This window comes from Modestobacter italicus (assembly GCF_019799965.1).
Classification (GTDB): domain Bacteria; phylum Actinomycetota; class Actinomycetes; order Mycobacteriales; family Geodermatophilaceae; genus Modestobacter; species Modestobacter italicus_A.
Genome location: NZ_JABGCJ010000002.1, coordinates 289,086 through 301,561, shown reverse-complemented (window position 1 = coordinate 301,561; position 12,476 = coordinate 289,086). Strand labels below are relative to the sequence as shown.

The following is a 12,476-nucleotide window of genomic DNA, read 5'->3' as shown; positions in this document are numbered from 1 at the left end:
CCAGCCCCACCCGAGGACGTAGTGAGCAGCCGTCGCGCCGTCCGGTCGGGTGGCTCCGCACAACAGTCCCAGTTCCTGTCGCGGCGCGGCTTCCTCGCCGGCACCGCGGCCACCGCCGCCGCGGCCGTGCTCGCCGCCTGTGGCCGCACCTCCCCCGTGTCGTCGTCCGGGGGCCCGGCCGGGTCGTCGTCCGGCTCGCTGACCATCGGCGCGATCCCCGACCAGGACCCCGAGGTGCTGCAGCGGCTGTACGGCACGGTCGCCGACTCGATGTCCGCCGCGCTGGACCTCGACGTCCGCTACACCCCGGTGACCGACTACGGCGCCGCGGTCTCCCTCTTCCGCACCGGCGACCTCGACCTGGTCTGGTTCGGCGGGCTCACCGGCGTGCAGGCCCGGCTGCAGACCCCCGGCGCGCAGCCGATCGCCCAGCGCGACATCGACGAGTCCTTCACCTCGGTCTTCATCGTCAACGCCGACACCGGACTCACCCCCGCCGACGACCTCACCCCGCTGGCCGGCCTGCGGTTCACCTACGGCAGCGAGACGTCGACGTCCGGGCGGCTGATGCCGGCGTACTTCCTCACCCAGCAGGGCGTGGACCCGCAGGGCTTCCCCGGTGGTCCGGGGTTCTCCGGCTCGCACGACGCGACGATCTCGCTGGTGGCCTCCGGCAGCTACCAGGCCGGCGTGCTCAACGAGCAGGTCTGGGCCTCCCGCACCGAGGACGGCACCGTCGACCCGTCCACCGTGCTGCAGTACGCCCGCACCCCGGAGTACCACGACTACCACTGGCTGCTGGGCCCGCAGGCGGTCGAACGGCTCGGCGACGACCTGCCCGACCGGCTGCTCGACCACCTCACCGGCCTGCGCGCCGGTGACGAGGTGCTGGAGCTGTTCGGGGCCGGGGCGTTCATCCCGACCGAAGCGTCGAACTACGACCAGATCGAGGCCGTCGGACGCGACCTGGGGCTGATCAGCTGACCGCCGTCCTCCGGCTGGACGGCGTCACGGTCCGCTACGGCGGCACCGCCGCGCTCACCGGCGTGGACCTCACCGTCCACGCCGGTGAGCGGGTGGCCGTGGTCGGGCCGTCCGGTGCCGGCAAGTCGACGCTGCTGGGGCTGGCCAACGGCTCGGTGCTGCCCTCGACCGGCTCGGTGCGGGTGCTCGGCACCGACCCCACCGCGCTGCGCGGCCGGGCGCTGCGGGAGCTGCGCGCCCGGGTGGGCACCGTGCACCAGCACCTGGAGCTGGTCGGCCAGCTGCGGGTGGTGCACAACGTCAACGCCGGCCGGCTGTCGAGCTGGCCGGCCTGGCGGGCGGCCTGGTCGCTGGCCCGGCCGCAGGGGCTGCCCGAGGTGCTCGACGCGCTGACCCGGGTCGAGCTGGCCGACCGGGTGTTCGAGCGCACCGACCGGCTGTCGGGCGGGCAACGGCAGCGGGTCGCGGTGGCCCGGCTCCTCGTGCAGCGCCCGGAGCTGGTGCTCGCCGACGAGCCCGCCTCCGCGCTGGACCCGCTGCTCGCCGGTCGCACGCTGGAGCTGCTCGCCGGCCTGGCCGTCGACCGCGGCGGCGCGCTGGTGGCCTCGCTGCACGACCCGGTGCTGGCGCTGCGGCACTGCACCCGGGTGGTCGGGCTGGTCGCCGGCCGGATCACCCTCGACGCCCCCGCGGCGTCGCTGACCGCCGGCGACCTGGCCGACTTCTACGGCGCCCCCCGGTGACCACCGTGCTGGTCCGGCCCCGGGTGCACCCCCGGCTGCACCGGGTGCGGGCCCGCTGGGGCTGGGGGCTCGGCGCGCTCGCCGTGGTGGTGTGGTCGCTGGCCGGCGCCGGGGCGTTCTCCGGCGAGGTCACCAACCCGGCCGGGACGGCGCAGTTCGGCCGGTTCGCCGCCGCCGCCCTCTCCCCCGCGCTGGACGGCGCCTTCCTCCGGGTGCTCGCCGACTCGGTGCTGGTCACCGTCGCCTACGCCGCGCTGGGTGCCGCGCTGGCCATCGGGCTCGGCGCCGTCGGCGCGGTGGCCCTGGCCCGCACCACCTGGGGACGGCGCCGGGCGGGGTGGACGCTGGCCCGGGGCGCGCTCGCCGTCCCGCGCGGGCTGCACGAGGCGGTGTGGGGGCTGCTGCTGGTCAACCTGCTGGGCCTGGACCCGTGGGTGGGCGTGCTGGCGATCGGCATCCCGTACGGCGCGGTGACCGCCAAGGTGTTCGCCGACCTGCTCGACGAGGTGCCCCGCGGTGCGTACTCCGCGCTGCTCGCCGCGGGCGCGGGCCGGGCGACGGCGGCGCTGTACGGGCTGCTGCCGCCGGCCTCGGGCGGGCTGCTGTCCTACTCGTTCTACCGGCTGGAGTGCGCCGTCCGGTCGGCGGTGGTGCTGGGGCTGATCGGCGCCGGCGGGCTGGGCTACCAGCTGTCGCTGTCGTTCAGCTCGCTGCGCTGGGAGCAGGTGTGGTCCTGCGTCTACGCCCTGGCCCTGCTCTGTCTGGCCGCCGACGCCGGGGGCCGGGCGGTGCGCCGGCGGGTGGCCTCGCCCCGCGCGTCCGGGGACCGGCTGCGCCGCGACCCCGCGCTCACCACCGCCGTCGCCGTCGTGCTGGCCGGGGTGGGGTGGTCGTGGTGGTACCTGGCGATCTCCCCGGCCACCCTGGTCAGCGACCGCACCGGTGCGCAGCTGGCCTACGTGCTCTCGGCCGCCTGGCCCCCGGACGTCGACGGCCCGCTGCTGTCGGCGGTGGCCACGGCCGCGGTCGACACGGTGCAGATGTCGGTGATCGCGATCGCGGTGGCCACGCTCGGCGCGGTGCTGCTGGCCGGGGTGGCCGCCCGCCCCGCCCGGGCCTCGGCCGGACGGCGGCTGGCCGGCGCCGTCGTCCGGCTGGGGTTGCTGCTGCTGCGCGCGGTGCCGCCGCCGGTGTGGGCGCTCGTGCTGCTGTTCGTGCTGCTGCCGGGCGTGCTGCCCGGCGCGCTGGCGCTGGGCGTCTACACCCTGGGCGTGCTCGGCCGGCTGGCCGCGGAGGCCACCGAGGAGCTGGACCCGCGTCCCCGGGCAGCGCTGACCGCGCTGGGCGCCGGGCCGGTCGGCGGCTGGCTGTACGGGGTGCTGCCGGCCGCCACCGGGCCGGTGCTGGCGTTCGCGCTGTACCGCTGGGAGGTGGCGATCCGGGACACCGTGCTGGTCGGCCTGCTCGGCGCCGGCGGCCTCGGGGCGCTGCTGGCCAGCCGGGTGGCGGCCTTCGACTGGGGCGCGGTGACCACGGTGCTGGCCGCGCTGGTGCTGCTGACGGCGGCGGTCGACCTGGTCAGCGCCCGCGCCCGCGCCGCGCTGCGGTAGCTCACCGCGGTGTTGATCATCGGCGAGTGGCGGCCGGCACCGGCGCGTCGGGCAGCCACTCGCCGATGATCAACGGTCGGTGCGCCCGACTGCGCAGTTCGGGTCGTCCTGGACAGCGGGTCGGCGCGTGTCGGCGACAGGAACTGCACACTCGGCCGAGCGGGGCAGCTCGGCCGAGTGTGCGGTCAGGCCCAGCGGGTGCGGGCGGAGAGCGCGGCGAGGGCGGCGGCGCCGGCGGTCGAGGTCCGCAGCACCTCGGGGCCCAGGCGCACCGAGTGGGCGCCGGCGGCGCGGAAGGCGACCACCTCGCCGTCGGTCAGCCCACCCTCGGGGCCGACGATGACCGCGACCGTGCCGGTGGCGGGCACGTCGAGCTTCGCGAACGGCTGGCGGGCCTGCTCGTGCAGCACCAGCGCCAGGTCGACGTCGGCGAGCATTCCGCACACCTGGCGGGTGCTCATCGGCTCGGTCACCTCGGGCACCCGGGGACGGCGAGCCTGCTTGGTGGCCGCACGGGCCGCCGAGCGCCACTTCGCCAGGCCCTTGTCCACCCGGTCCTCGCGCCACTTCGTGACGCAGCGCGCCGCCGTCCACGGCACGATCCGGTCGACGCCCAGCTCGGTGGCCAGGTCGACGGCGAGCGGCCCGCGGTCGCCCTTGGGCAGCGCCTGCACCAGCACGAACTCCGGCTGCGGGGCCGGGACGTCGTGCCGGGCGAGCACCTGCACCCGCAGCGCGGACCCCTCGGCGGCGACCACCGAGCCCTCGACGAGCAGCCCCTGCCCGTCGCTGACCCGCACCCGCTCCCCGGTGGCGAGCCGCAGCACGTCGACGGCGTGCCGGCCCTCGGCGCCGTCCACGGTCAGCACGTCACCGTCGGGCACCTCGTCGAGCAGGAAGAGCGGGGCGCCGTCGGCCTCGGGGCCGGCCGAGGTCATCGGCCGTTGAACGCGTCGCGGACCCGGGTGAACAGACCGCCGTGGTGGGCGCTGCTGCCCTCGGTGAGGTCCTCGCCGCGCAGCCCGGCCAGCTCGCGCAGCAGCTCGGACTGGCGGGCGTCGAGCCGGGTGGGGGTCTGCACGTCCAGGTGCACCAGCAGGTTGCCGCGGCCGGTGCCGCGCAGCCGCGGGGCGCCGTGCGCGCGCAGGGTGAGCACGGTGCCGGACTGGGTGCCGGGCTTGATCGTCAGGTCCTCGTTGCCGTCTAGGGTCTCCAGCTTCAGCGTGGTGCCCAGCGCGGCGGCGGTCATCGGCAGGGTGACCCGGCAGTGCAGGTCCTCGCCGTCCCGGGTGAAGACGTCGTGCGGGCGCTCGTGCACCTCGACGTAGAGGTCACCGGCGGGGCCACCGCCGCGGCCGACCTCGCCGTAGCCGGCGAGCCGGATCCGCATGCCGTCCTCGACGCCGGCCGGCACCTTGATCGGGATGGTGCGGCGGGCGCGCACCCGGCCGTCGCCACCGCACTGCGCGCAGGGGTTGGGGATGACCTGGCCGGTGGCCTGGCAGGTGGGGCACGGGCGGCTGGCGATGACCTGGCCGAGGAAGGAGCGCTGCACGCTCTGCACCTCACCGCGGCCGTTGCAGGTCGAGCAGGTCTCCGGGTGGGTGCCCGGCGCCGTCCCCGCGCCGGTGCAGACGTCGCAGAGCACGGCGGTGTCGACGGTGATGTCGGTCGTCGTCCCGAAGACCGTCTCGTGCAGGTCGAGGTCGACCCGGATCAGCGCGTCCTCGCCCTCGCGGGTGCGGCTGCGCGGCCCGCGCGCGCCACCGGCGCCGCCGAAGAAGGCGTCCATGATGTCGCCGAGGCCACCGAAGCCCGCGGCGTTGCCGAACGGGCTGCCGCCGCGGCCGCCGCCGGTGTCGTAGGGGTCACCGCCGAGGTCGATGATGCGCCGCTTCTCCGGGTCGGTCAGCGCCTCGTAGGCCCGGCTGACCTCGCCGAACTTCTCCTTCGCACCCGGGTCGGGGTTGACGTCGGGGTGCAGGTCGCGCGCCATCTTGCGGTAGGCGCGCTTGATCTCGGTGTCGCTGGCGCCCTGCGACAGGCCCAGCACGCCGTAGTAGTCGGTTGCCATTCGGTGGTCTCAGTCCTCAGCTCTCGGCCAGCAGGTGGCCGACGTAGCGGGCCACGGCTCGTACCGCGGCGATGTTCCCTGCGTAGTCCATCCGGGTGGGGCCGACGACACCGAGGCCGCCCAGCGCCTGGTCACCGGACCCGTAGCCCACGGAGACGAACGACGCGGCGGTCAGCGCCTCGTGCTCGTTCTCCTCACCGATGCTCACCGTCACCGTGCTGGGCCCCACCTCGGCCATCAACCGCAGGACGACGACCTGTTCTTCCAGCGCCTCCAGCAGCGGGCGGAAGGTGCCGGGGAAGTCCAGCGCGCTGCCCTGCGCGAGGTTCGCCGTCCCGCCGATGACCAGCCGGTCCTCCGAGGGCTCGACCAGGGTCTCCAGCAGGGTGGCGCTCACCGCGGCGACCAGCGGCCGCAGGTGCGGGGCGGCGCTCTCGACCAGGTCGGCGACCTTGTCGCTGGCCTCGCCGAGCTTGGCGCCGGTGAAGGCGGCGTTGAGCGTGGTGCGCAGCTCGGCGACCGTGTCGGCCTCGGTGTCGACCGGCACCTCCACCACGCGCTGCTCGACCCGGCCGGTGTCGGTGATCAGCACCAGCAGCAGCCGGGACGTCGACAGCGGCACCAGCTCCAGGTGCCGGACGGCGCTGCGCGACAGCGTCGGGTACTGGACGACGGCGACCTGGCGGGTCAGCTGGGCCAGCAACCGGACGCTGCGGCCGAGCACGTCGTGCAGGTCGACCGCGCCGTCGAGGAACTTCTCGATCGCCTTGCGCTCGGCGGCCGACAGCGGCTTGATCGCGCTGAGCCGGTCGACGAAGAAGCGGTAGCCCTTGTCGGTGGGCACCCGGCCGGCGCTGGTGTGCGGCTGGGTGATGTACCCCTCCTCCTCCAGCACCGCCATGTCGTTGCGGATGGTGGCCGGGCTCACCCCGAGGTCGTAGCGGGCGGCCAGGGCCTTGCTCCCCACCGGGTCGTTGGTGGAGACGTAGTCCTGGACGATCGCCCGCAGCACCCGCAGGCGCCGGTCGTCGTGCGCCACGGCTGACACCTCCCGTACCGGTTCGACGTGGTCGCGGAGTGGGTGCCCAGGGCAGGTGCCTGGCACTCGCGCGGACCGAGTGCCAGCATACGACCGCACTCCCCCGCCGTCCTCCGCCTCGCGGGTGACCTCGGCCCTGGTGGGATCGATACCGCCGCGGCGGGCGTCGGCGACGGGCCTCGAATCCCACTAGGGTGGTTCCGGTCGACGGACCCCACCGGGGGTCCCGGGAGCGGGAGGCTCAGCCCTGATCTTCAAGGCGGTGCGCGACGGACGCCCCTATCCCGACCACGGCTTCTCCACCCGCGACTGGGCGATGATCCCGCCCCGGCAGATCCGCATGGACACCCTCGTCACCACCAAGCGCGAGCTGGCCCTCGACGCGCTGCTGGCCGACGACTCGACGTTCTACGGCGACCTGTTCCCGCACGCGGTGCAGTGGCACGGCGAGCTGTACCTGGAGGACGGCCTGCACCGCGCGCTGCGCGCGGCCCTGCAGCAGCGCAACGTCATCCACGTCCGCGTGCTCGACCTCGACGCGTTGATGCCCGCCGACCAGGACGCCACCGCCGAAGCGCACTGACGACCCGGCCCCCTCGCAGGGGCCCGGCGCCGAGCGGAGCGAGGGGTTGGGGGGCGAGGGGGTCCTTTCAGAGCCAGCCCTTCTCCTCCGCCACCCGCGCCGCCTCGACCCGGGTGCGCGCGCCGGTCTTGCCGATCGCCGAGGACAGGTAGTTCCGCACCGTCCCCTCGCTGAGGTACAGCCGGCCGGCGATGTCGGCGACCGTTGCGCCGTCCGCGGCGGCCCGCAGCACGTCGGCCTCGCGCACCGACAGCGGCGTCGCGCCCAGCGCCAGCGCCGCGGCGGCCAGGTCGCGGTCGATCACCCGCTCCCCCGCCATCACCGCGCGGATCGCCCTCGCCAGCTCCGCGACGGGTGAGTCCTTCACCAGGAACCCGGCTGCGCCGACCTCCATCGCCCGGCGGAGGAACCCCGGCCGGCCGAACGTGGTGAGGACGACGGCGCGCACCCCCGGCAGCTCGGTGGCCAGCTCGCGGGCGGCCTCGATGCCGTCCTGCCCGGGCATCTCGATGTCCAGCAGCGCGACGTCCGGCCGGTGCTCCTGCGCTGCGGCCAGGACCTCGTCACCGCGGCCGACCTCGGCCACCACCTCGATGTCGTCCTCGAGGTCCAGCAGCGTGCGCAGCGCGCCGCGCACCAGCGCCTGGTCCTCGGCCAGCAGCACCCGGATCGTCACGCGCCCGCCCGTCCCGCCGGCACCTCGGCCGGCAGCAGCGGCACCGTGGCGCGCACCCGGTACCCGCCGCCGTCCAGCGGCCCGGCCTCCAGCTCGCCGCCCAGCGCGCCCACCCGCTCGCGCAGGCCGGCCAGGCCCGACCCCGACGAGCTCCCCAGCACGGTCATCCGCTCCGCTGCTCCCCCGGCGCCGTCGTCGGTCACCGTCAGCGCCGCCTGCACGCCGTCCTCGGCGAGGTCGACGGTCACCGTGCCGGCCCGGCTGTGCCGCAGCACGTTGGTGGTCGCCTCGCGCACCACCCAGCCCAGCGCCGCGTCCACCCCGCCGGGCAGCGCCGGCACCCGCTCGGGCAGCCGCACGGTGATCCCCGCGCCGGTCAGCGCCGCCCGCGCCTCCGCGAGGGCCTGCCCGCAGCTGACCTGCCGGTAGCCGCTGACCGCGTCCCGCACCTCGGCCAGCGCCCGCCGGGCGGCCTCCTCGACGTCGGCCATCTCCTGCTGGGCGCGGGCCGGGTCCTTCTCGGCCAGCCGGCGGGCCACCTCGCTCTTCAGTGCGATCAGCGACAGCGAGTGGCCGAGCAGGTCGTGCAGGTCGCGGGCGAAGCGCAGCCGCTCCTCGGCGACGGCGTTGCGGGCCAGCTCGTCGCGGGCCTCCTGCAGCTCCCGGTTGACGGTGATCAGGTAGCCGGTGCCGCTGATGCCGAAGGCGGTGAGCAGGCAGATCGGCGGCAGGAAGAACAGCCCCGCGCCGTCGTCGGCGACGAGCACCGCGAGGCAGACCAGGGCCGCGGCGACCACGGCCGGCCACACCCAGCGCCACGGCAGCGCGGCGGCGGCCGCAGCCGACACGTAGATCATCAGCCCGGCCCAGTCGGCGCCGAAGCCGACCGCCAGCGCGACGGCGAGGACGGTCGTCACCACGAAGTCGGATCGCAGCGCCCGCGGCCGGCCGAGCCGGCCGATCACCCGCAGGTAGACGACGGTGAAGGCGACCAGCCCGAGCGCGCCGACCCAGCGGGCGGCGGCGGGACGGTCGGTGGTGACCAGGTCGGCGATCGGGAAGTACTGGAACAGCAGCCACGGCACCGCCCAGATCGCCTGACCCCACCAGCTCGACCGGTTCACCGGTCCGACGCTAGCGCCCGCTCGGGCGTGCACCGGTCAGCCCGCCACGGCGTGCAGCGGACGACGCCGGGCGACCGCCAGCGCCGCGGCGGCGAAGAGGACGCCGTAGCCGCCCAGCACCGCCACCGGCGCACCGGCCGGCGCCCCCTCCGCGACGTCCCGGCCCAGCTCGGCGAACCAGTAGGAGGGCAGCGTGCGGGCCACCGCCGCCATCCCGTCCGGGAACTGCTCGACCGGGAACCACAGCCCGCCCAGCGCGGCGAGCACCGTGCCGAGGATGCCGATCGCGGCACCCGCGGCCTGGGCGTCCAGCGCCAGCCCGACCGCGACGCCCAGGGCGACGAACACCACCGAGCCGGCCCACAGCGAGCCGACCAGCGCCAGCCACGTGCCCAGGCCCAGCTCGACGCCGTTGACGAACCGCCCCACCAGCGCCACGACGACCAGGCTGGGCAGCACCAGCAGCGCACCGACCGCGACGTCGACGGCGAACACCGACCCGCTGGGCACCGGGGTCACCCGCAGCTGCCGCAGCCAGCCGGAGGAGCGGTCGAAGGCGATCCGGATGGTGGCGCCCAGCGCCGCGCCGATCGCGCCGTAGGCCAGCATCGAGACCAGCACCGAGCCGGCGACCTCCTGGTAGTCACCGGGCGCCAGCTGCCCACCGATGACCTTGGTGAAGAAGACGGTGAACAGCGCCGGCAGCAGCACGGTGAAGAACAGGTACTGCCGGTTGCGCCCGACCCGGCGGAGCTGGAAGAGGAGCAGGTCGGTCATCGGAGGGCCCCGTTCGCGGTGGTCTGGTCGGTGGTGAGGTGCAGGAAGGCCTGTTCGAGGCTGGCGCCGCGCACCTCCAGGTCCGGCAGCCCGGTGCGGGCGCCCAGCAGCGCGCGCAGGGTCGCCTCGGCGTCGGTGGTTGCGAGCTCGACGAGGTCGCCGTCCCCGCCGATCCCGGTCACGCCGGGCAGCGCGGCCAGCCCGTCGCGGGTGCCCGGGCAGCGGAACCGGACGGTGCGCCCGGCGATGCGCGACTTGATCTCCGCCGCCGTCCCGTCGGCGAGGACCCGCCCGCCGGCGACCACCACGACCCGGTCGGCGACCGCGTCGGCCTCGTCGAGGTGGTGGGTGGCGAACACGACGGTGTGCCCACGGTCGGCCAGCCCGCGCATCGTCGTCCAGAACGCCTGCCGGCCCGCGACGTCCATCGCCGAGGTCGGCTCGTCCAGCAGCAGCAGCGGCGGCGCCCCGGCCAGGGCGAGGGCGAGCAGCACGCGCTGCCGCTGGCCACCGGACAGGGCGTCGACCCCGCGGTCGAGCAGCCCGGCGATGCCGGCGGTGGCGGCCAGGTCGTCCAGCGGCCACGGGTCGGCGTGCCGCCGGCGGACCAGCGCCAGCACCTCACCGACCCGGGCCTCGCTCGGCAGGCCGCCGTGCTGCAGCATCGCGCCCACGCCGCCGGCCTGCACCGCCTCGGCGGGGGCGCGGCCGAGCAGCCGGACCTGCCCGGCGGCCGGGCGGAACAGACCGAGCGCGGCGTTGACGATCGAGGACTTCCCGGCGCCGTTGGACCCGAGCAGGGCGACCGTCTCGCCGGCACCGATCCGCAGGTCGAGCGCGTCGACGGCGAGCGTGCCGCCGTAGCGGACGGTCAGTCCGTCGATCTCCAGAACAGGTGTCGAGAGCATGCTCCGAGCCTCGCGCCCGGGCGGGTGCCGGCGGCAGTGCGAGACGTCGTCCACACCGTCTGACGGATGTCAGATGACGGGCCCGAACCCGCCTACCCTCGCCACGTGGACGTGATCGAGGCCCCCGTACAGGCTGACCCCGCCCTCGAGGTGCTGGAGCGGGTGTTCGGCTACGACGCCTTCCGTGGGCCCCAACGCGAGGTCGTCGACCACGTCGTCGCCGGCGGGGACGCCCTGGTGCTCATGCCCACCGGCGGCGGGAAGTCGCTGTGCTACCAGGTGCCGGCGCTGCTGCGCGAGGGCGTGGGCGTGGTGGTCTCCCCGCTGATCGCGCTGATGCAGGACCAGGTCGACGCGCTGCGGGCGCTGGGAGTGCGCGCCGGGTTCCTCAACTCCAGCCAGGACCGGGACGAGCGCCGGGCGGTCGAGGAGGCGTTCCTGGCGCAGGAGCTGGACCTGCTCTACGTCGCTCCCGAGTCACTCGGCGGTGGCAACTCGCCGACCGCCCGGCTGCTGGAGCGCGGGAAGATCGCGCTGTTCGCCATCGACGAGGCGCACTGCGTCGCGCAGTGGGGGCACGACTTCCGGCCCGACTACCTGGCGCTGTCGATGCTGCACGAGCGCTGGCCCGACGTCCCCCGGATCGCGCTCACCGCGACGGCCACCCGGGCCACGCACACCGAGATCAGCACCCGGCTGCAGCTGGACGACGCCCTGCACGTGGTCGCCGGCTTCGACCGGCCGAACATCCAGTACCGGATCGCGCCGAAGAACGAGCCGCGCAAGCAGCTGCTGGACCTGCTGCGCACCGAGCACCCCGGCGACGCCGGCATCGTCTACTGCCTGTCCCGCGCGTCGGTGGAGAAGACGGCGGAGTTCCTCGTCGGCCAGGGCATCCCCGCGCTGCCCTACCACGCGGGCCTGGACCAGCAGGTGCGCGCGCGGAACCAGTCCCGTTTCCTGCGCGAGGACGGGCTGGTGATGGTGGCGACCATCGCGTTCGGCATGGGCATCGACAAGCCCGACGTCCGCTTCGTCGCCCACCTGGACCTGCCCAAGTCGGTGGAGGGCTACTACCAGGAGACCGGCCGGGCCGGCCGCGACGGGCTGCCGTCGACCGCGTGGCTGGCCTACGGGCTCGCCGACGTCGTCCAGCAGCGGAAGATGATCGACTCCTCTGAGGGCGACGCCGCGCACCGCCGGGTGCTGTCGGCGCAGCTCGACGCGATGCTGGCGCTCTGCGAGACCGTCGAGTGCCGGCGGGTTCGGCTGCTCGCCCACTTCGGGCAGGAGAGCTCGCCCTGCGGCAACTGCGACACCTGCCTGACCCCGCCGGAGTCCTGGGACGCCACCGTGCCGGCGCAGATGCTGCTGTCCACGGTGCTCAGACTGCAGCGGGAGCGCGGGCAGTCGTTCGGCGCCGGCCAGTCGATCGACATCCTGCTGGGCAGGCGCACCGACAAGGTCACCCAGCACTCCCACGACGAGCTGACCACCTTCGGCATCGGCACCGACCTGTCCGAGGGCCAGTGGCGCGGCGTCGTCCGGCAGCTGCTGGCGCAGGGGCTGCTGTCGGTGCAGGGCGAGTACGGCACGCTCGCGCTCAACGAGGCCAGCGGGCCGGTGCTGCGCCGGGAGCGCGAGGTGCTGATGCGCCGCGAGCCCGACCGCCCAGCCCGCTCCGCGCGGACGGCGAAGGGCAACCGGGCGAGCGCACCGGAGCTGCCCGCGTCGGCCGCCGGTGCGTTCGAGCGGCTGCGGGCCTGGCGCGCCGCGACGGCCAAGGAGCAGGGCGTGCCGGCCTACGTGGTCTTCCACGACGCGACGCTGCGGCAGATCGCCACCGAGGAGCCGGCCACCCTGGCCGCCCTGGGCACGGTCAGCGGCGTGGGCGCGGCCAAGCTGGAGAAGTTCGGCGACCAGGTCCTCGCCGCCCTGCACGGCTGAACGCCCGGCCC

General features: G+C 75.4%; 12 protein-coding genes. 5 read left to right on the top strand and 7 right to left on the bottom strand.

Annotation, left to right across the window (positions count from 1 at the left end; translation table 11 throughout):
* Positions 1-21 precede the first annotated feature (21 nt).
* The 3 genes from HLA93_RS05490 to HLA93_RS05480 all read left to right on the top strand — a co-directional run bounded on the left by HLA93_RS05490 (position 22) and on the right by HLA93_RS05480 (position 3,337).
* Positions 22-984, top strand: a complete 963-nt coding sequence (locus HLA93_RS05490; protein WP_222193270.1) for a putative selenate ABC transporter substrate-binding protein — start codon at positions 22-24, stop codon at positions 982-984.
* Between the two features lie 62 nt (positions 985-1,046).
* Positions 1,047-1,727 (top strand): phosphonate ABC transporter ATP-binding protein, encoded by a 681-nt coding sequence (locus HLA93_RS05485; protein WP_308127959.1) that lies wholly within the window; start codon positions 1,047-1,049, stop codon positions 1,725-1,727.
* A complete protein-coding gene (locus HLA93_RS05480) occupies positions 1,724-3,337 on the top strand; it encodes a PhnE/PtxC family ABC transporter permease (protein WP_222193269.1) in 1,614 nt (537 codons plus the stop codon). Before HLA93_RS05485 ends, HLA93_RS05480 begins: the two co-directional genes overlap by 4 nt.
* 185 nt (positions 3,338-3,522) lie before the next feature.
* On the opposite strand, the gene HLA93_RS05475 is transcribed toward HLA93_RS05480, so the two are convergent.
* Genes HLA93_RS05475 through hrcA form a run of 3 tightly spaced genes read right to left on the bottom strand, consistent with a single transcriptional unit; the run spans position 3,523 to position 6,450 of the window.
* On the bottom strand, positions 3,523-4,275 hold the full coding sequence (locus tag HLA93_RS05475) for a 16S rRNA (uracil(1498)-N(3))-methyltransferase (protein WP_222193268.1): 753 nt from the start codon (positions 4,273-4,275) through the stop codon (positions 3,523-3,525).
* Positions 4,272-5,411 (bottom strand): molecular chaperone DnaJ, encoded by a 1,140-nt coding sequence (gene dnaJ / locus HLA93_RS05470; RefSeq protein ID WP_222193267.1) that lies wholly within the window; start codon positions 5,409-5,411, stop codon positions 4,272-4,274. The genes HLA93_RS05475 and dnaJ overlap by 4 nt, the downstream gene beginning before the upstream one ends.
* 16 nt (positions 5,412-5,427) lie before the next feature.
* On the bottom strand, positions 5,428-6,450 hold the full coding sequence (gene hrcA, locus HLA93_RS05465; protein ID WP_222193266.1) for a heat-inducible transcriptional repressor HrcA: 1,023 nt from the start codon (positions 6,448-6,450) through the stop codon (positions 5,428-5,430).
* A 247-nt stretch (positions 6,451-6,697) separates the two neighbouring features.
* Here hrcA and HLA93_RS05460 point away from each other — a divergent pair, with 247 nt between their 5' ends.
* Positions 6,698-7,033, top strand: coding sequence for a type II toxin-antitoxin system VapB family antitoxin (locus HLA93_RS05460; RefSeq protein ID WP_222193758.1), 336 nt, complete (start codon positions 6,698-6,700; stop codon positions 7,031-7,033).
* A gap of 67 nt (positions 7,034-7,100) precedes the next feature.
* Here HLA93_RS05460 and HLA93_RS05455 read toward each other — a convergent pair whose 3' ends face one another.
* Genes HLA93_RS05455 through HLA93_RS05440 form a run of 4 tightly spaced genes read right to left on the bottom strand, consistent with a single transcriptional unit; the run spans position 7,101 to position 10,518 of the window.
* Positions 7,101-7,709 carry a response regulator transcription factor gene (locus tag HLA93_RS05455; RefSeq protein ID WP_222193265.1) on the bottom strand — a complete coding sequence of 203 codons (609 nt, stop codon included), beginning with the start codon at positions 7,707-7,709 and terminating at the stop codon, positions 7,101-7,103.
* Positions 7,706-8,833, bottom strand: a complete 1,128-nt coding sequence (locus tag HLA93_RS05450) for a sensor histidine kinase (RefSeq protein WP_222193264.1) — start codon at positions 8,831-8,833, stop codon at positions 7,706-7,708. The genes HLA93_RS05455 and HLA93_RS05450 overlap by 4 nt, the downstream gene beginning before the upstream one ends.
* A 36-nt stretch (positions 8,834-8,869) precedes the next feature.
* Complete coding sequence (locus HLA93_RS05445; protein WP_222193263.1) at positions 8,870-9,610, bottom strand: ABC transporter permease; 741 nt, start codon at positions 9,608-9,610, stop codon at positions 8,870-8,872.
* Positions 9,607-10,518, bottom strand: a complete 912-nt coding sequence (locus tag HLA93_RS05440; RefSeq protein ID WP_222193262.1) for an ATP-binding cassette domain-containing protein — start codon at positions 10,516-10,518, stop codon at positions 9,607-9,609. Before HLA93_RS05440 ends, HLA93_RS05445 begins: the two co-directional genes overlap by 4 nt.
* A 105-nt stretch (positions 10,519-10,623) precedes the next feature.
* On the opposite strand from HLA93_RS05440, the gene recQ reads away from it, so the two are divergent.
* Entirely contained in the window at positions 10,624-12,465 is a 1,842-nt protein-coding gene (gene recQ / locus HLA93_RS05435) for a DNA helicase RecQ (protein ID WP_222193261.1), read from the top strand.
* Positions 12,466-12,476 lie beyond the last annotated feature (11 nt).